The 17,177-nt window shown below is 74.9% G+C and carries 16 protein-coding genes; 10 read left to right on the forward strand and 6 right to left on the reverse strand.

The genetic code is table 11. From position 1 onward, the window contains the following. Positions 1–130: 130 nt before the first annotated feature. Positions 131–1,432 carry an MFS transporter gene (locus BLU95_RS36280; protein ID WP_159425145.1) on the reverse strand — a complete coding sequence of 434 codons (1,302 nt, stop codon included), beginning with the start codon at positions 1,430–1,432 and terminating at the stop codon, positions 131–133. Positions 1,433–1,450: 18 nt separating this feature from the next. Between BLU95_RS36280 and BLU95_RS36285 the strand changes: the two genes are divergently transcribed. Then, positions 1,451–2,488 carry an ArsR/SmtB family transcription factor gene (locus tag BLU95_RS36285; RefSeq protein WP_231978065.1) on the forward strand — a complete coding sequence of 346 codons (1,038 nt, stop codon included), beginning with the start codon at positions 1,451–1,453 and terminating at the stop codon, positions 2,486–2,488. Between the two features lie 377 nt (positions 2,489–2,865). Here the strand turns inward: BLU95_RS36285 and BLU95_RS36290 are convergent, their stop codons facing one another. Continuing rightward, on the reverse strand, positions 2,866–4,605 hold the full coding sequence (locus BLU95_RS36290) for a peptide-N4-asparagine amidase (protein WP_159425146.1): 1,740 nt from the start codon (positions 4,603–4,605) through the stop codon (positions 2,866–2,868). A 206-nt stretch (positions 4,606–4,811) separates the two neighbouring features. Here BLU95_RS36290 and BLU95_RS36295 point away from each other — a divergent pair, with 206 nt between their 5' ends. The 3 genes from BLU95_RS36295 (at position 4,812) to BLU95_RS36305 (ending at position 7,623) form a co-directional block, all read left to right on the forward strand. Beyond that, positions 4,812–5,546: a leucine-rich repeat domain-containing protein gene (locus tag BLU95_RS36295; RefSeq protein ID WP_093863728.1), complete on the forward strand. Its 735-nt coding sequence runs from the start codon at positions 4,812–4,814 to the stop codon at positions 5,544–5,546. A 348-nt stretch (positions 5,547–5,894) separates the two neighbouring features. Next, positions 5,895–7,229 (forward strand): threonine--tRNA ligase, encoded by a 1,335-nt coding sequence (thrS, locus tag BLU95_RS36300; RefSeq protein ID WP_093863729.1) that lies wholly within the window; start codon positions 5,895–5,897, stop codon positions 7,227–7,229. Positions 7,230–7,395: 166 nt separating this feature from the next. Continuing rightward, entirely contained in the window at positions 7,396–7,623 is a 228-nt protein-coding gene (locus BLU95_RS36305) for a hypothetical protein (RefSeq protein WP_093863730.1), read from the forward strand. 217 nt (positions 7,624–7,840) lie between these two features. Here BLU95_RS36305 and BLU95_RS36310 read toward each other — a convergent pair whose 3' ends face one another. After that, on the reverse strand, positions 7,841–8,248 hold the full coding sequence (locus tag BLU95_RS36310) for a VOC family protein (protein ID WP_093863731.1): 408 nt from the start codon (positions 8,246–8,248) through the stop codon (positions 7,841–7,843). 90 nt (positions 8,249–8,338) lie between these two features. Between BLU95_RS36310 and BLU95_RS36315 the strand changes: the two genes are divergently transcribed. After that, positions 8,339–8,836, forward strand: a complete 498-nt coding sequence (locus BLU95_RS36315; RefSeq protein ID WP_093863732.1) for a MarR family winged helix-turn-helix transcriptional regulator — start codon at positions 8,339–8,341, stop codon at positions 8,834–8,836. Positions 8,837–8,899: 63 nt separating this feature from the next. Here the strand turns inward: BLU95_RS36315 and BLU95_RS36320 are convergent, their stop codons facing one another. Further along, positions 8,900–9,496 (reverse strand): C40 family peptidase, encoded by a 597-nt coding sequence (locus tag BLU95_RS36320; protein ID WP_093863733.1) that lies wholly within the window; start codon positions 9,494–9,496, stop codon positions 8,900–8,902. Between the two features lie 193 nt (positions 9,497–9,689). On the opposite strand from BLU95_RS36320, the gene BLU95_RS36325 reads away from it, so the two are divergent. Then, on the forward strand, positions 9,690–10,109 hold the full coding sequence (locus BLU95_RS36325; RefSeq protein WP_093863734.1) for a RidA family protein: 420 nt from the start codon (positions 9,690–9,692) through the stop codon (positions 10,107–10,109). A gap of 346 nt (positions 10,110–10,455) precedes the next feature. Beyond that, positions 10,456–11,163 (forward strand): ScbR family autoregulator-binding transcription factor, encoded by a 708-nt coding sequence (locus BLU95_RS36330; protein ID WP_093865391.1) that lies wholly within the window; start codon positions 10,456–10,458, stop codon positions 11,161–11,163. A 149-nt stretch (positions 11,164–11,312) separates the two neighbouring features. Here the strand turns inward: BLU95_RS36330 and BLU95_RS36335 are convergent, their stop codons facing one another. Beyond that, positions 11,313–12,383: a TIGR03617 family F420-dependent LLM class oxidoreductase gene (locus BLU95_RS36335; RefSeq protein ID WP_093863735.1), complete on the reverse strand. Its 1,071-nt coding sequence runs from the start codon at positions 12,381–12,383 to the stop codon at positions 11,313–11,315. Positions 12,384–12,445: 62 nt separating this feature from the next. Next, positions 12,446–12,901, reverse strand: a complete 456-nt coding sequence (locus tag BLU95_RS36340; protein ID WP_093863736.1) for a MarR family winged helix-turn-helix transcriptional regulator — start codon at positions 12,899–12,901, stop codon at positions 12,446–12,448. A gap of 169 nt (positions 12,902–13,070) precedes the next feature. Between BLU95_RS36340 and BLU95_RS36345 the strand changes: the two genes are divergently transcribed. From BLU95_RS36345 to BLU95_RS36355, 3 genes are all read left to right on the forward strand, one after another. Continuing rightward, entirely contained in the window at positions 13,071–14,597 is a 1,527-nt protein-coding gene (locus BLU95_RS36345) for an MFS transporter (protein WP_093865392.1), read from the forward strand. Between the two features lie 142 nt (positions 14,598–14,739). Continuing rightward, positions 14,740–15,330 carry an isochorismatase family protein gene (locus BLU95_RS36350; RefSeq protein WP_093863737.1) on the forward strand — a complete coding sequence of 197 codons (591 nt, stop codon included), beginning with the start codon at positions 14,740–14,742 and terminating at the stop codon, positions 15,328–15,330. 159 nt (positions 15,331–15,489) lie between these two features. Next, entirely contained in the window at positions 15,490–17,154 is a 1,665-nt protein-coding gene (locus BLU95_RS36355) for an AMP-binding protein (protein ID WP_093863738.1), read from the forward strand. Positions 17,155–17,177: the final 23 nt, after the last annotated feature.

Raw genomic sequence — 17,177 nt, forward strand, 5'->3', positions numbered from 1 at the left:
CCGCCTCGCGAGCCGCGCTTGCGACGTCCGGCGATGGTCGGCGGGGTGCGGGAACACCGCGTGGACCCCGTGTGGACCCCGTTGGACCCCGTGTGGACCCCCTCCGCTTCGGGAGGCCCCCGGCGGAATGTCAGTGCCGCGCGAGGGGTCCGGTTTCCGAGGGAGTGTCGGGAACGTCGGCGAACGGGCGTTCGAGTCGGAGCAGTCCGGGGACGGCGGCCAGCGAGGTGACGAGGAGGAACAGCCAGGGCCAGGCCGGGCCGTGTGCGAACAGCAGGGTGAGCAGGCCGGGGGCGAGTGCCTGGCCGAGGTTCCAGGAGAGTTGTTTGACCGCCAGGTACCGGCCGCGTCGTGCCGGATGGGCGAGCGCCACGCTCAACTCCTCCCGGCCGGGCGTGGCCACCGTCTCGGCCAGGTTGTAGACCAGCATCGCGACGACCAGCCCCGACAGCACCAGCCAGCGCGGACCGTCGGCCGGCAGGACGGCGAAGAGCGCGAAGGCCGCGGCGTTGAGCCCCGCCCCGGCGGCCGCCGTCCGGGTCGGACGGTGGCCTTCCAGCAGGCGGGAGACCGGGCTCTGGGTCAGCACCACTTGGACGCCGTTGAGCACCAGCAGCGCGCCGGCCAGCGAAGCGTCCAGGTGCAGGGCGGCCGTCACGTGCACCGCGAGCAGGACGCTCAGCACCATCGAGGCCAGCACGGAGGACAGGTTCACCACCACCATGAGCAGGTAGCGGCGGTCCGCCAGCACCGCCCGGTAGCCGCCCGCTCCCTGGCCCGCCCCTGAGCGGACCCGGGCCGCTGCCCGGGTGGCGGGCGGTTCGGCCGGGGCGGGCCGCCAGCGGGCCAGCAGCACCGCCGCCGCCAGGTACGAGGCGGCGTTCAACGCCACCAGCACCCGCAGGCCGCCCGTCCCGCCGTCGCCGACCAGCAGTGCGCCGGCCGCGCCACCCAGGCCGAGCCCGGCATTGCGCAGGGTCTGCACCAGCGCGAACCAGCGGGTGCGCTCCCCGGCCGGGGCGGCCAGCACCACCAGCCCGGTGCTGGCGGTCCAGTACGCGGCCTGGCCGGCCTGGGCGAGGAGGCAGACCAGCACGATCAGCGAGGCACGGTCGGCGAGCAGGAAGCCCGCGTAGGCGAGCGCGGAGAGTGCGTTGGCCCAGGCGGCGACCGGCCGGGCGCCGTGGCGGTCGATCAGCGGGCCGACGACGGGGGCGACCGGCAGGGCCAGCAGTCGGGCGGCGGAGACCGCCGCGCCGACGGTGGTCAGCGACAGCGCCGTGGTGCGGGCGAAGAACACCAGGGTGAAGGCGAGCACCAGGCCGGTGCCCAGGCTGTCGATCAGGTGCGCGCCGATCAGTGGGCGGTGGCGGCCGGCCGAGGCGGGCAGTCCGAGGCGGTCCCGGAGCGGGACGGGGGTGGCGGTGGTCATGGGGCCAGGCTGCCTGCGATGATCGTCGGAGCCCATGGATTCGACACAGCTCGAATCCTCGCCACGCCGACCGTCGGGGAGCCGATGCTGACCTGGGAGTTCTCCGCGCAGGACCTGGCCCGCACCAGGTTCGCCCGCTCGCCGCTGTGCGAGCTGACCACGAGCGTCGAGGCGCTGAAGGACCCGGGCCGCAGCGCCGTCCACCTGCCCTGGGCCCGCCGGGCCCGCCGCGAGCTCGCCGACGTGAGCTGGGAGCTGCTCTCCCAGCTGGTGCGGCTGCCGACGCGGTACGTGCCGGACTTCCTCACCCCGGTGCCGGTCGTCGGCAGCCCGACCCTGGCCGAGCAGTTGGCCGAGCTGACCGCGCTCGACCCGGCCGCCGTCCGCCGCGACCTGGACCGGATCGGCGGCGAACTCCCGCCACTGGTGGCAGAGCTGTACGCCGAGCCGGTGGCCGGAACCCGGCGGCTGGCGGCCGAGGCGCAGGCCTACTGGCAGGCCGCGATCGCCCCGTACTGGGAGCGGATCGAACGCCTCGCCGAGGGCGAGATCCTGCGCCGGGCCCGGCAGTTGGCGGCGGACGGTCCGGCCGGACTCTTCACCGACCTGCACCCGTCGGTGAGCTGGGAGCACGACCTGCTGCGGATCGGCCACCGGCACGTGGACGCGCACCGCCGGCTGGACGGCGCGCGCGGACTTGTCCTGGTGCCCACCGTGTTCGCCTGGCCCGGGGTGTTCTCCCAGCTCAATCCGCCCTGGCAGCCCGGCCTGGTCTACCCGCCGCGCGGTGTCGCCACCCTCTGGGAGTCGGCCCCGCCCGCTCCGGCGGGCCTGGCCCGGGTGCTCGGCCGGGCCCGCGCGCGGCTGCTCGCCGAACTGGCGGCCCCTGCCACCACCACCGAACTCGCCGTCCGCACCGGCCTGTCCGCCCCCACCGTCTCGCACCACCTGGCCGCCCTGCACGACGCCGGCCTGGCCGCCCGCCACCGCACCGGCCGCAGCGTGCTCTACCTGCGCACGCCGGCGGCCGAACTGCTGTGCCGCGAACGGGGGTAGGGAATTTCCTTCCGATCGTCGGACCGTTGCTCCGGGTCGTGCCGTCGACTGCCGCGCAGTGGGCGCGGACAGGGCCGTTGTTGCCGGACCGGCACCACGCGATTATTCCCGAGACGGGCCGACCACCATGATCCGCATCGCCGGTATCCACATCCGGCCCGCCCGGTGTTCCGGATGGGCCGGGGGCTGTCTCCGCCGGCCCCGCGCTCCCTCGGCGGCCTGCCGCGGGGCCGGGTTCAGGGGCGGGCCCGGGGCTCGTGCACCCCGGCCCCGGCCCCTGGGCCGCCTTCGGGAGGGGCGGGCCCGGGGATCGTGCACCCCGGCCCCGGCCCCCGGGCCGCCTTCGGCCGTGAAGTGCCGTCGGATGTGATGGGCCGTCAGGCGGGGTTCCGGTCGGCCCCCGGAGTGCGGGGGAGGGGCCCGGCGCCGCGGTCCGGTGCGGCAGCGGCGCCCTGGCCGACCGGCCAGCCGTCGACGGTGGTGACGGTGCGGTGGTAGGGGCCGTCCGGGCCGGTGCTGCGGTAGTCCTCGGTGGCGCTGCCGGTGCGGACGGTGGTGTCGCCGTCGTGGCGGTGGGCGGTCGGGCGCAGGGTGTGGTCGACGGTGCTGCGTCCGGTGACCCGGTCGCCGGTCGCCGTGGTCGCCTCGCGGTGCTGCCCGAGGTCCATCGAGGTGATCTGGTCGGTGTTGCCGGCCGCGTCCTGGGTGTACCGGTAGCTGACGTCGAGCGGCTGGCTCTCGTGGACCGTGCTGGTGCGCCGGGGACCGGAGCCCCAGCTGGCGGTGGTCCGGGTGAGGTCGGTGCGGTTGCGCAGGGTCAGGTCGTTGCCGTTCGCACGGAAGCGCTGGGTGGAACCGAACACGAGCTCGTCGCGGACCTCGGTGGTGATCCGGCCGTGCGAGGTCTGCAGCCAGCCCCGGGCGAGGTCGTGCCGGGCGGCGGTGACCGTCCAGTCGCCGCTGCCGCCGCCGTGGTCGCGGAGGGCGGTGGTGGTCGCGGCCTCCGGGGCGACCCGGTAGTCGGTGAGCCCGCCGGTGGTGCGGGCGGCGCCGTGGTCCACCTCGGCGAACAGGTTGACCTGGCCGGTCCAGAGGTCGTTGCTGCGGGCCTCGGTGGCGTTGACGGCGATCGCGACCCGGTGCGGCCGGCCGTCCACCAGCAGTCCGGCGTACGGGGTGAGGTCGAGCCGGTAAGCGGGCAGGTCGAAGGCGAGGATGCCGGGCGTGGGCCGCCACAGCAGCGGGTCCCAGCCACCGGTGTAGATCACGGGGTAGGGCCAGACCGCGCCGACCACCCGTCCGTCGACGCTCAGCCGCAGTTCGCGGAACGGGCCCTGGCCGCAGACGCCGGTCCCGGCGTTGGCGCGGGCGAACTCCTCGGGTGCGGAGGCGTAGGCGAACTCCTCGCAGGCGCCGCCCCCGCGCGCGTAGACCTCGGCGGTCAGGCGCTCCAGGTTGGGCGGGAAGGTGAGGTCGGTGCCGGCGCTCGGCGTCGCCCGGTCGAGTCCGAAGGGCCCGGTGGTGAGCAGCCGGTCGGCGGTCCTGGCGGCGGGCCAACGGGCGGAGGCGGTGTAGAACGTCAGGCTCGCGGAGATCCGGAACACGCCGGTGTAGGTGTCGTCCGTGACGTTGGCGAGGTCGAGCGCGAAGGGCTGCGGCCCGGCGGCGAACAGCGGTGCGTAGCGCGTGACATCACGTTCGAGCGCCCACTCGATGCCGTCCTTGGACGGTTCGGGGGTGGAGGAGAGCAGGACCTGCACGCCACCGACCCGGACGGTGAACAGCCGGTCGAACTGCCGTCCGGCGACCTGCCCGTGCAGGTCGAGCACGACCGCGGACCAGGGGCCGGCGCAGTCGGCGGGCGGGGTGACGGTGGTGTTGTAGGGCGTGTCCGGCGGGTTCCCGTAGCCGTTGCGGAACGGCTGGTCGTGCATCACCTCGACGGTGCAGGAGCGGGTGTCGGGCCGGGTGATCGGCTTCGCCGCGGTGAACGGGTCGTGGTAGTCGGTGCCGAAGTCGGCGTGGGCCGGACCGGCGGCCGTCAGCGCCCCGGCGAGGGCGAGGAGGACGGCGCCGGCCAGTCGGCCGGCTCGTCGGATCAGTGGATGGACGGCCAAGGGGGGCCCTCTCCCGGCCGACCGGAGGGTGGGGCGAGGACGGTCGGCGCGTTGCTCGTCGGACGGTTCCGGCATCCTCCCGAGCATGGCATGCAAGCGTCAAGCGATGGGTGCTGCCCGGGAGCGCTCGGGAACCGGCCGGGGGCGATCGTGAGCGACCGGGGGACCACGGTGCCCGGGCGCCGTCCGGGCGGGAGGATGGCCCGGTGACCGACATCATCCTCGATCTCTGGCGGCAGCACCTCGGCACCGTGCCCGAGGAGGTGTGGGACCGCACCGATCTGACCGTCCTCGTCCTCGCGGACACCGGCATCACCGAAGTCCCGCCCCGGATCGGCCGGCTGCGCCGGCTGCGGACCCTCGACCTCGGGCACAACCGGATCGCCGCCGTTCCGGAGGAGCTCGGCGACCTCCCCGGCCTCACCGACTTCCTCTACCTGCACGACAACGCGCTCACCGGGCTCCCGGCCGCCCTCGGCCGGCTGACGGCGCTCCGCTACCTCAACGTCGGCGAGAACCGGATCACCGAACTCCCCTCCGAGCTCGGCGCCATGACCGGCCTGGTCGAGCTGCGCGCCCAGCACAACCTGCTCACCGCGCTGCCGCAGTCGCTCGGCGGCCTCCGCGCACTTCGCGAACTCTGGCTGCGCGGCAACGCGTTGACCGGTCTGCCGGACTCCTTCGGCGGGCTGGCCGAACTGCGTGAACTCGAGCTCCGCGAGAACGCGCTCACCGAGGTGCCTCCGGCCCTGGCCGGCCTGCCCCGGCTGCGCCGACTGGACCTGCGCGGCAACCGGATCACCGCGCTGCCGGACTGGCTGGCGGACGGGGCGGCGGGGCTGCCCGCGCTGGAGAAGCTGGACCTGCGCTGGAACCCGGTCGAACCGGCGCCGCCGCTGCTCGCCGCCCTGGCGGAACGCGGCTGCGAGGTGCTGCGCTGAGGGGACCCGCGCGGACGGGTCCTCGGTCGGGAGGGGCTGCGCCGACAGGTCCTGCGTCGAGACGCCCTGTGTCGGGAGGAGCCGCGCCAGGAGGAACTGCGCCAGGAGGAGCTGCGCCGGGAGGAGCCGCGCCAAAAGGAACTGCGCCGGGACCGGACGGAAAACCGTTCGCCCGCCGTGGTGTTCGGCTGTTAGCGTGGACGGCATGAAGCGCGCTGCAGCCGTCCTCACGACGACGCCGGAGAGAGTCCCGGCGCGCTGACCGCTGAGCTGGTCCGAAGCCCCGGGGCGAGTGCCCCGGGGCTTCGCCGTACCGGTCCACTCGCCCGCACGCAGAGTGGAGACCCCATGAGCCACCCCGTCGTCCCCGCCCCCGATGCCGCCGCCCTTCCCGCCCCCGCGCCTGTTCCCGCGCCTGTTCCCGCGCCCCTTCCCGAGGCCGACCACCGGCGGCTGGGCCGCGCGCTCGGACTCTTCGACACCGACCCGCTGATCGGCTCCGGCCTCCCGTACTGGCTGCCCGACGGCGCCGCGGTCCGGCACACCCTGGAGGAGTTCGTCCGCGACCGCGAGCGGCGCGCCGGATACCGCCACGTGTACTCGCCCGTCCTCGGCAAACGCGAGCTCTACGAGATCTCCGGCCACTGGCAGCACTACCGGGACGACATGTTCCCGCCGATGGACCTCGGCGCCGAGCAGGTCGTCCTGCGCCCCAGCCTCTGTCCGCACCACGCCCTGATCTACCGCTCACGGCCCCGCAGCCACCGGGAACTGCCGCTGCGGATCGCCGAACTCGGCGGCATGTACCGCTCCGAACTCTCGGGCGTGCTCGGTGGACTGAGCAGGGTGCGGGCGATCCAGCTGAACGACGCGCACGTCTTCTGCACCCCCGAGCAGGCCGCCGACGAGGCGGTGGCCGCGCTGGAACTGATCGCCGAGGCGCACCGCGCACTCGGCATCCGGCCGGTCCGGTACCGGCTCTCGCTGCCGGGGGAGGGCGGCAAGTACGTGGCGGACCCGGCGCTCTGGGAACGCGCCACCGCGCTGCTGACCGAGGTGCTCTCCCGTTCCGGGGTGCCGTTCGAGGCGGCGGCGGGCGAGGCCGCGTTCTACGGGCCGAAGATCGACGTCCAGATCGCCGACGCGGCCGGGCGCGAGTCCACCCTCTCCACCGTGCAGATCGACTTCCACCAGCCGGAACGGTTCGGCCTGCGGTACATCGGACCGGACGGGGCGAAGCACCGCCCGGTGATGGTGCACCGCAGCGTCATCGGCAGCGTGGAGCGGGTGGTCGCCCATCTGATCGAGCTGTACGGCGGGGCCTTCCCGGCCTGGCTGGCACCGGTCCAGCTGGTGCTGCTGCCGCTGACCGAGGGTGAGCGGGTGCGGGCCGAGCAGCTCCGCGAGCGCTGTCTGGACCTCGGGCTGCGGGCCGAGGTGGCCGGGCCCGAGCGCGGCAGCCTGGGCGCGCGGATCCGGGCGGCCCGGCTGGTCCCGTACCAGGCGGTGCTCGGCCCGCGCGAGGCGGCGGACGACCTGCTCGCCCTGCGCCTGCGCGACGGCCGGCGGCCGGAACCACTGGCGGCGGGGGAGGCGCTGGCCCGGATCCGCGCGCTCGTCGGCGCGTGCGCCCAGGAGCTGTGGGACGGGCCGGGGGAGCGGCGGGGCGGTTCCTCCGGATGAGGCCGGGCGGCCGCCGCCGGATCCCCCCGTCCGCAGTCGTACACGTACGACTAGCGGCGCGCGCGGTGTGTCGGCCGGGCCGCCCGGCGCGCCCGCCGTTCGAATGGGGGCGGCGGCCGTCCCCGGCCACCGCCGTCCCCCGTTCGCGCTCCTCCGGAGGTACCCCATGCGCCTCGCCCGCCGCATCACCGTCGCAGCCCTGACGGCCGGGCTGGCCCTCGGCGGGGTGGCGCTCGCCGCCCCCGCCACCGGCGTCACGCTGCGCCCGCTGCCGGTCCCGGACTCCCGGTACTGCACGGCCGCGGTCGGCCACTCCCCGGTCGCCGTCCGCCAGGTCGTCCCGCTGCACGGCCGGACCTGCTCCGCGCTCTACCACCTGGACGCCCCGCGCTAGGTCCTGTCCTTCGGACCCCGCCGGGCGGCCGCCGCCGCCCTCGCGCCGACCGCCCACCGCCCTCGCGCCGACCGCCCACCGCCCTCGCGCCGACGGCCCCGCGACGCCCGCGGCCCGTCCGCCCGGCACCGGGGACCCGGGCCGCGGGCGTCGCCGGGCGGGGACGGATCGGCCGGTACGGGACCGGGTGCCCGCCGGCGAGGGAGGTCGGCGCGGGTCAGTACGACTGGAGTTCGATCAGCCGGCCCTCGGGGTCCCGCAGATGGGCGGTGCGCAGCCCCGGCCCCCACTCGGGGCGGTCGGTGGGGCCGGCGACGGGGTCGGCGCCGTAGCCCCGGCAGAGGTCGAACGCCCGCCCGACGTCCTCGACCTGGAGCACCAGCATGGTGCCGTCCTGGGCGGCGGCCGGTTCGGCGGGCAGCGCGGCGGTGCCGACGGCGGCGGCGAGCATGCCCCGGTCGAACAGCGACAGTACGGCCTGACCGTCGAGGTCCCAGGTGGCGTACGGGCCGTCGGGCGTCCCCTTGACCAGTGCCGCGCCGGTCAGCGGCGGCAGGACGGCCCGGTAGAAGCCGAAGCAGGAGGGGAAGTCGGCGACGAGCAGGCGGTGGTACAGGGCGTCCATGGTCGGGGTTCCTCGCCTCGGGTGCTGGTGCTCGCGGTCACAGAATTATGGGTCGGCACCCACTATAGGGCGGCACCCTAGACTTCTCCCATGGCTTCAGAGGAACCCGGCTCCACCGCTCCCGCCCCCGGCGCTCCGCCGCCCGCCCGTGCGACCCCGCCGACCCTGCTGGACCTCAGCACCTATCTGCTGTCCCGGACCGGCAGGGCGGCCCGCTCCCGGCTCGCCGAACGCCTCGCCCGGCGCGGGCTGCGGCTGTGGGACATGGCGGTGCTCGCCGCGCTGGCCGACTTCGGCCCGCACGCGCAGCGGGACCTCGTGCGACGGCTGGGTGTCGACGCCAGCGACATGGCGAAGGTCGCCGACCAGCTGGCCCACGCCGGCTACGTCGAACGGGTCCGGGACGCCGCCGACCGCCGCCGGCTCTCGGTCACCGTCACGGACGCGGGGCGCGCGCTGCTCGCCGAGCTGCGCGCCGAGGCGCTGGCCGTGCAGGAGGAGGTGCTGGCGCCGCTGAGCGGGGCGGAGCGGCGGGTCCTGCACGAGCTGCTCGCCCGGATCCACGCGGAGCTGCCGGGCGCCCCGTGATCCGCCCGGCCTCGACCGCTCGGTCGGCGGGGCCGCCGGTCCGTCGGCCCGTGGGTCGGAGAGTCAGCGGTCGAGCGGCAGCGGGCGGCGGGCGCCGGCGAACTCGCCGGCCCAGCGCGGCAGATCGAGGACGCCCTCGACCCGGGCCACCAGGGTGCCGGTGCGTTCCGCGTGGATCATCGCGCCGTCACCGGCCCAGAGGCCCACGTGGTGCAGGGGTGCGTCCGGGCGGGAGAAGAACAGCAGGTCGCCGGGGAGCAGGCCGGACCGGTCGACCGGGGCGGAGCGGTGGAACTGGGCGACGGTGTAGTGGCCGAGCTCCACCGCTCCGCCGCTGGCCCGGTACCAGCAGTGCAGGGAGAGTCCGCTGCAGTCGAAGCCGGTCGTGCTCTCGCCCAGGCACTTCCCGTCCAGGTAGCCGTTCTCCTCGTCGCAGAAACCGAGGCTCGGCCCCAGCCGGTCGCCGCCGCCCCAGGCGTACGGCACGCCGATCTGCGCGGCCGCCACGGCGGCGACCCGGAGGCCGAGCGGGAGTCCTGGGTCCTCCTCGCGGGGGCGGGCGGCGGCGGAACCGGCCCCCAGCGGGGCCAGGGCGGCCCCCAGGGCGACCCCCAGCAGTCCGCGGCGGCCCCAGCCCCCGGTGGTGTGCGGAAACGGCACGGCAGCCCCCTCGGTCGTCGGCGAACCACCAGGATCCCGGTTCGGGCTCCCGCGCCGCCATCACCCGCAGAGGTGAATTCCCGGCCGACGGGGCCCCGGGTGCCCGGGGCGGCGCGGTAAATCGATTGACGGTCCCGGCCCCGGCTTCGAACGATGGCTCCGACAGCACCGAACGACCGTCCGGGAGGCACCCATGAGCAGCGCCGTCAGGCTGATCCGCAACCACCGGCTCACCCAGGCCGTCGACTACGCCTACGCGGCGGCCGTCGACGCGCCGGTCCGCTCGCTCTGGCTGGCCGGCGCCTGCCCGCTGGACACCGAGGGGCGCACGGTGGCGGTGGGCGACTACGCGGGCCAGGCCCACCAGGTGATGCGGAACCTGCTCACCGTGCTGGAGGACGAGGGCGCCGCACTCACCGACCTGGTGCGCACCACGGTCTACGTGGCCTCCTCCCGGCAGAGCGACCTGGTGGCCGTCTGGGAGGTCTACCGCGAGTACCTCGGCGCGCACGACGTGCCGAGCACCCTGCTGGGGGTCTCCGTGCTCGGCTACCACGACCAGCTGGTGGAGGTCGAGGCGGTCGCGGTGCTGGACCGGGCCGAGGCGGGGTGAGCGAGCGGCACCGGGTCGGGCCGGTGGAGCCCGGCCGCTCCTTCGGCCGGTCGCCGCCCGGGAGTTCGGCCCGAGCGTGTCCGGGGCGCCCCCGTCGAAGCCCGGTCGAAGCCCGGTCGCATCCCCGGAGCGCCCCCGAGCACGCCCGGGAGGTACGTCAGTGAGCGGGCCCCGGCCCCGGGTCGGTCCCGGGGTGTGCGTCCGGAGTGGACCGCACGGTCGGTATCCTCTGACAGCCCGTGCGCGGGTGCCCCCGCCGACGCGGAAGTCGGGGCGTTTCCGTGCCCCGGGTAAGATACGGGCTGTTTGGTTTTGTTTCGGTGCTGGTGTGGTGGGGGTGGTCGGGGTGGTACGACAGGAACGGGCGCTGCGGACGCGGCGGCTGATTCTGGAGGCCGCGGCCTCGGTGTTCGACGAGTTCGGTTACGAGCGGGCGACCATCGGTGAGGTCGTGTCCCGGGCCGGGGTGACGCGGGGCGCCGTCTACTTCCACTTCGCCTCGAAGCGGGAGCTCGCGCAAGGGGTGATCGAGGGGCAGTTCGAGGCCGAGGCGGTGCCGGAGCGCTCCTGCAAGCTCCAGGAGTTCGTGGACACCGGGATGGTGGTCACGCATCTGGTGCCCATCGATCCGCTGGTCAGCGCGGCTGTCCGGCTCTCGGTGGACCAGGGTGCCGACAAGCAGATGGGTATCGACGCGGCGCCCGGCTGGATCTCCCGGCTGGAGCGGCTGCTGGTCGACGCGGGCGAGCGCGGCGAACTGCTGCCGCACGTGGTTCCGGCCGACACGGCCGGGCTGATGACGGCCTCCTGGGTCGGTGTGCAGCTCCAGTCGCAGCGGTTCACCGGTCGCGCCGACCTGGCCGTCCGGGTCTCGACGCTCTACCGGCACCTGATGCCGAGCGTGGCCGTCCCCGGTGTGCTCGCCTGTCTGGACCTGGCCCCGGACCGGGGTGCGCGGGTCTACGCCGAGATGACGGCGACCCGGGAGGCCGCGGCGCGCGAGGCGGCGGACGCCGCCGGCCCGGAGGGTGAGCGGCCCGACGACGCGGGCTGACGCGGGCCGAGGCGGGCCGAAGGGGTCGAGCCGCCGTCACGACCCTTCGCCCGCGCGGAAGGTGACGGCGGCGAAGCATACGGCGCGTCCGGTTTTCCCCACGGCCGCCCCTTCCCGGGCGACTGCGGAGCGTAGCCGCACCGGCCGCGTCAGTTCGGTGCCGGGCGGCCGTCGAGGGCGCGCAGCGCGTCCAGGACGTCCAGGCCGAGCTCCGGGTCGGCGTTCTCGGGGAGGCTGACCGAGACCCTGGTCGCCAGGCCCGCGTAGCGGCGGTGGACCTCCCGGGCGGCCTCCTCGACGGTGCCCGCGACGGCGAAGGTGTCGAAGACCCGGTCGTCGATCAGCGCGGCCATCTCCGGCCACCGCCCGCGCAGCGACAGGCGGTGCAGTTCCTCGTGCAGGTCCTCCCAGCCGTGCTGGGCGAGCACCGGCCGGTAGGCGGGCGTGGAGGCGTAGAAGGCGAGCCGCTCCCGGACGGAGGCGCGGTGGGCCCGCAGTTCCTCCTCGGTGCGGCCGGTCGCGGTGAGCACGCTCCCGACGACCTCGAACGGCCGTCCGGTCCAGGCCGCTCCCGCCGCCTCGGCCGCGCCGCGCTCCTCGGCCAGCGCCGGCAGCACCTGCCGGGTCAGGTAGTCGACCGAGGTGAACGGGTGGCTGAGGAAGCCGTCGGCGACCGCCCCGGCGGTGCGCACCATCAGCGGGCCGACCCCGGCCAGCAGGATCCGCGGCACCCCGGCCGGGACCGGGTCGGGGGCGAAGACCGGCGTCATCACCGTGTGGGTGTAGAAGTCCCCCCGGAAGCGCAGACGGTCGCCGGTCTGCCAGCTGTGCCAGATCGCCCGCACCGCGTGCACGTACTCGCGCATCCGCGCGGCGGGCCGGTCCCAGGGCATCCCGAAGCGCTTCTCGATGTGCGGCTTGACCTGCGAGCCGAGCCCGATCACGGCCCGGCCGCCGGACGCCGCGTGCAGCCCCCAGGCCTGGTAGGCGAGCGTCATCGGGGTGCGGGCGAGGGCGACCGCCACGCCGGTGGCGAGTTCGATCGAGCGGGTGCGGTCGGCGGCCCGGGCCAGCTGGAGGAACGGGTCGTAGGCGGTCTCGGAGACCACCAGGCGGTCCGCGCCCCGTCGTTCGGCCCGCTCGGCGGCGTCGAGGATGCCAGCCGGATGTGCGGGGGCGAGGGCGTCGAGGAGGAGGGCGGGGGCGTGCGGACGGTCCATGCGGTGGGGCTCCTGGTGCGGCGGGCGGGGTCCGCCGGGGCCGGGCGCCCGGCGGTGGTGGGTCAGGGGCGGGGCCAGGGCCGGCCGTCGAGGCGCTCGATGCCGGTGTTGAAGCGCCGCAGGAAGTCGGCGAAGGTCCGGACGTCCTCGGCGGGCCAGTCGGCCATCACCAGGTCGAGGGCGTGGGCGTGCGCGGCGCGGTCCTCGTCGAGGCGGCGTTCGCCCTCCTCGGTGGTGCGGAACTTGCGGGCCATCCCGCCGTCCGGGTCGGGGATCCGTTCGACCAGCCCGCCCCGGGTCATCGCGGCGGTCTGCCGGTTGAGGGTGGAGGCGTCCAGTCCGAAGGCGTCGCTGAGTTCGCCGATCGACATCGGGCCCTGCATCCGGATCCGGCTGAGCAGGATGTAGGCGCTGCGGTCGAGCCGGCTGCCCTCCGGCCGGGCGCCGGCCGGGCTCAGGTAGTGGTGCCGGCTGAGCACCATGTACTCGAACGCCACCTCGTCCGTGGGCCCGCTCATGATGCCGTCCTTCCCGTCCCTGATTCCGGGGCGCTGACCTGCGGTGTTTGCGCACAGTATGGCAGGCGGTCGCTCATCCGCACTGATGTGCACGATACATATTATGTGTACTCTGCATATGAACATCGAACCGTCCTGCCCGACGACCGGAACCGAGGAGCCCCCGCTCATGGCCGCCCCACAGACCACCGCCCCCGACCGGACCCGGGGAGTCGTCGCCACGCTCGCCCTCACCGGCACGGTGGCGGCGATCATGCAGACCCTGGTCACCCCGCTGATCGGCGAGCTGCCGAGAATCCTGGACACCTCCCCCTCCAACGCCTCCTGGGTGATCACCGCGACCCTGCTCTCCGCCGCCGTGTTCGTGCCGATCAGCGGCCGCCTCGGCGACCTGTTCGGCAAGCGGCGGATGCTGCTGGCCTGCTGCGTCCCGCTGCTGCTCGGCTCGGTGGTCTGCGCGCTGACCTCCTCGGTGCTGCCGATGATCGCCGGACGCGGCCTCCAGGGCATGGGCATGGGGGTGGTGCCGCTCGGCATCAGCCTGCTGCGCGACGTGCTGCCGCCCGAGCGGCTCGGCTCCGCGATCGCCCTGGTGAGCGCCTCGATGGGCATCGGCGGCGGCCTCGGCCTGCCGATCTCGGCGGCCGTCGCCCAGTACACCAGCTGGCGGGCGCTGTTCTGGGGCGCGGCCGTTCTGACGGTGGCGGTCGCGGTGATGATCCGCCTCCTGGTGCCCGCGCCCACCACCCGGCCGGCCGGCGGGCACTTCGACGCGGTCGGGGCGCTCGGCCTCGGCGCCGGCCTGGTCTGCCTGCTGCTGCCGGTCTCCAAGGGCGGTGACTGGGGCTGGACCGACGGAACCACGCTCGGCCTGTTCGCGGCCGCGGTGGTCCTGCTGCTCGCCTGGGGCGTCTGGGAGCTGCGCCTCGCCGAGCCGCTGGTCGACCTGCGGGTGACCGCCCGGCCGAGGGTGCTGCTGACCAACGCGGCGTCGGTCCTGGTGGGCTTCGGGATGTACGCGCAGGCGCTGATCGTGCCGCAGCTGCTCCAGCTGCCGGAGGCCACCGGGTACGGGCTCGGCCAGTCGATGCTGGCGATGGGGCTGTGGATGGCGCCGTCCGGCCTGATGATGATGGTCGTCTCGCCGTTCGGCGGCCGGCTCTCGGCGGCGCGCGGTCCCAAGTTCACCCTGGTCGCCGGGGCGCTGGCGATCTCGGCCGGGTACGGGCTGTCGATGGTGCTGATCGGGTCCACCTGGGGCGTGCTGGTGGTGACGCTGATCTGCAACGCCGGTGTGGGTCTCGCGTACGGTGCGATGCCGGCGCTGATCATGAGCGCGGTGCCGCTCTCCGAGACGGCCTCGGCGAACAGCTTCAACAGTCTGATGCGCTCGCTCGGCACCTCGGTCTCCGCGGCCGTGGTCGGCGTCGTGCTCGCGCAGCTGACCACCACCGTGGGCGGGCACGTGCTGCCTTCCGAGACCGGCTTCCGGGTGGGTCTGCTGATCGGCTGCGGGGTGGCCCTGGCCGCCGCGGCGGTGGCCGCCGCCGTGCCGGCGCCGCCGCTCCCCGCGGTGCGGGAGGCCGCCGCCGCCCAGGAGTCCGCTGCCGCCCAGAAGTCCGGCGCCGCCCAGGAGTCCGCCGGGGCGGCCGGGGCGGCCGATGCCGCTCCCGCCCAGGACGGCACCCGCACCTGATCGGGCGCGGGCCCGACCGAGTGCGGGTCCGACCGAGTGCGGACCCGATCGGGTGAGTGCCCGGCGCGTGCGCCGGGCCTCCCCGAGCCGGGCGGGTGAGCATACCGAGGGACAAGTCACCCCCCGAGGAAGGGATTTCGCCATGGGTCGGGCTCTGATCGTGGTCGACGTGCAGAAGGACTTCTGTGAGGGCGGCAGCGTCCCGGTGAAGGGCGGCGCCGGGCGGGCCGGTGCCATCGCCGAGCTGGTCCGCACGGCGGACGGCGAGTACAGCTGCGTCGTCGCCACCCGCGACCACCACATCGACCCGGGCCCGCACTTCTCCGACCACCCGGACTTCCGGGAGTCGTTCCCGGTGCACTGCGTGGTCGGCAGCGAGGGCGGCGAGTTCCACCCCGACTTCGCCCCCGCCGTGGCCGAAGGGGCGGTCGACGAGGTGTTCTTCAAGGGTGCCCGGTCCGCGTCGAAGAGCGGCTTCGAGGGCTTCGCCGCGGACGGCACCCCGCTGGCCGACTGGCTGCGCGCCCGCGGTGTCGAGGGTGTCGACGTCGTCGGCATCGCCACCGACCACTGCGTCCGGGCCACCGCTCTGGACGGGGCGAAGGCGGGCTTCGCGGTCCGGGTGCTGCTCGACTACACGGCGGGGGTCGCCGCCGGTACCACCGCCACGGCGCTGGGCGAACTCCGGGACGCCGGGGTCGAGCTGACGGGCACCCCGGTGGTCCTGGCCTGAGCCGCGGCGTTCCGGTCGGCCCCCGGGCCCGACCGGCGCGGCGGGGCGGTGGGCCGGCGGGGCAGGCCGGGCTGGGCCCGACCGGAACCGCGTGACGGGGGGTGGTGGTCTGCGTAGACTCGGTCGCCCTGTGCCCGGACGAGTCCTGGAGCCGTTGCCATGACCCCGCCCCCTCCCGTGCCCGCTCCCAGCATCAGCGCCGGCAGTACCTCGGTGCCGCTGCTGGAGCACACCATCGGCGTCGCGCTCGACCGCGCGGTGGCCGCGTTCCCGGACCGGGAGGCGCTGGTGGACCTGCCGAGCGGGCGCCGCTGGACCTACCGGGAGCTGGCTGCCGAGGTGGACCGGATCGCGCTGGGGCTGCTGGGCCTGGGAGTCGGGGCCGGCGACCGGGTCGGCATCTGGGCGCCGAACTGCCCCGAGTGGGTGTTCACCCAGTACGCCACCGCCCGGATCGGCGCGATCCTGGTGACCGTCAACCCGGGCTACCGCGCGCACGAGGTCGAGTACGTGCTGCGGCAGGCGGGGATCCGTACAGTGGTGGCCGCGGCGGGTTTCAAGACCTCCGACTACGCGGCCATGCTCGCCGAGGCCGGCCCGCGCTGCCCCGGCCTGCGGGACGTGCTGCTGATCGGCTCCCCGGAGTGGCGGGAGCTGGCGGCGGCGGGGGAGCGCGGCGACCGGGAGCGGCTGGTGGCGGCCGGCGCCGGACTCGGCGCCCACGACCCGATCAACATCCAGTACACCTCGGGCACCACCGGCTTCCCCAAGGGCGCCACCCTGTCGCACCACAACATCCTCAACAACGGTTACTTCGTCGGGGAGTTGTGCGGCTACACGGAGGCGGACCGGATCTGCGTCCCGGTGCCCTTCTACCACTGTTTCGGCATGGTGATGGGCAACCTGGCGGCGCTCTCGCACGGGGCCTGCGTGGTGGTCCCGGCCCCGGCCTTCGACCCGGCGGCCACCCTGCGCGCGGTGGCGGCCGAACGCTGCACCTCGCTCTACGGCGTGCCGACCATGTTCATCGCCGAGCTGAACGACCCGGGCTTCGCCGAGAACGACCTGTCGAGTCTGCGCACCGGGATCATGGCCGGCTCACCGTGTCCGATCGAGGTGATGAAGCAGGTCGTCGACCGGATGGGCATGCGGGACGTCTCCATCTGCTACGGCATGACCGAGACCTCCCCGGTCTCCACCCAGACCAGGGCCGAGGACCCGCTGGAGCGGCGGGTGTCCACCGTCGGCCGGGTCGGCCCGCACCTGGAGGTCGCGGTGGCCGACCCGGAGACCGGCCTGACCGTGCCGCGCGGCACCCCGGGCGAACTCCGCACCCGGGGCTACTCGGTCATGCTCGGCTACTGGGACCAGCCGGACCGCACCGCGGAGGCGGTCGACGCCGAGGGCTGGATGCACACCGGCGACCTCGCGGTGATGGACGAGGAGGGGTACCTCAACATCACCGGCAGGCTCAAGGACATGGTGATCAGGGGCGGCGAGAACATCTACCCGCGCGAGGTCGAGGAGTTCCTGCACACCCACCCCGACATCCTGGACGTCCAGGTCGTCGGCGTCCCCGACGTCAAGTACGGCGAGGAGCTGATGGCCTGGATCCGGCCGCGGCCCGGGGCGCCCGAGCTGACCGCGGAGACGCTGCGCGAGTACTGCGCGGGCCGGATCGCGCACTACAAGGTGCCGCGCTACGTGCACCTGGTGGAGGAGTTCCCGATGACGGTCACCGGGAAGGTCCGCAAGGTGGAGATGCGGGAGCGGGCCGTCGAACTGCTGGGCCTGGCCGACGCGGCCGACGTCGAGCACGCCTGAGCGCGGCGGCCGGGCGGGCGCGG

This window comes from Streptomyces sp. TLI_053 (genome assembly GCF_900105395.1).
In the GTDB taxonomy this organism is placed as follows: Bacteria; Actinomycetota; Actinomycetes; order Streptomycetales; family Streptomycetaceae; genus Kitasatospora.

What these genes read in the sequence shown, in the direction of transcription:
- BLU95_RS36280 (WP_159425145.1), bottom strand. Translation starts at nt 1,432, where the DNA reads ATGACCACCGCCACCCCCGTCCCGCTCCGGGACCGCCTCGGACTGCCC.
- BLU95_RS36355 (WP_093863738.1), top strand. Translation starts at nt 15,490, where the DNA reads ATGACCCCGCCCCCTCCCGTGCCCGCTCCCAGCATCAGCGCCGGCAGT.
- BLU95_RS36315 (WP_093863732.1), top strand. Translation starts at nt 8,339, where the DNA reads ATGGCTTCAGAGGAACCCGGCTCCACCGCTCCCGCCCCCGGCGCTCCG.
- BLU95_RS36325 (WP_093863734.1), top strand. Translation starts at nt 9,690, where the DNA reads ATGAGCAGCGCCGTCAGGCTGATCCGCAACCACCGGCTCACCCAGGCC.
- BLU95_RS36340 (WP_093863736.1), bottom strand. Translation starts at nt 12,901, where the DNA reads ATGAGCGGGCCCACGGACGAGGTGGCGTTCGAGTACATGGTGCTCAGC.
- BLU95_RS36350 (WP_093863737.1), top strand. Translation starts at nt 14,740, where the DNA reads ATGGGTCGGGCTCTGATCGTGGTCGACGTGCAGAAGGACTTCTGTGAG.
- BLU95_RS36285 (WP_231978065.1), top strand. Translation starts at nt 1,451, where the DNA reads ATGATCGTCGGAGCCCATGGATTCGACACAGCTCGAATCCTCGCCACG.
- thrS (WP_093863729.1), top strand. Translation starts at nt 5,895, where the DNA reads ATGAGCCACCCCGTCGTCCCCGCCCCCGATGCCGCCGCCCTTCCCGCC.
- BLU95_RS36345 (WP_093865392.1), top strand. Translation starts at nt 13,071, where the DNA reads ATGGCCGCCCCACAGACCACCGCCCCCGACCGGACCCGGGGAGTCGTC.
- BLU95_RS36305 (WP_093863730.1), top strand. Translation starts at nt 7,396, where the DNA reads ATGCGCCTCGCCCGCCGCATCACCGTCGCAGCCCTGACGGCCGGGCTG.
- BLU95_RS36310 (WP_093863731.1), bottom strand. Translation starts at nt 8,248, where the DNA reads ATGGACGCCCTGTACCACCGCCTGCTCGTCGCCGACTTCCCCTCCTGC.
- BLU95_RS36335 (WP_093863735.1), bottom strand. Translation starts at nt 12,383, where the DNA reads ATGGACCGTCCGCACGCCCCCGCCCTCCTCCTCGACGCCCTCGCCCCC.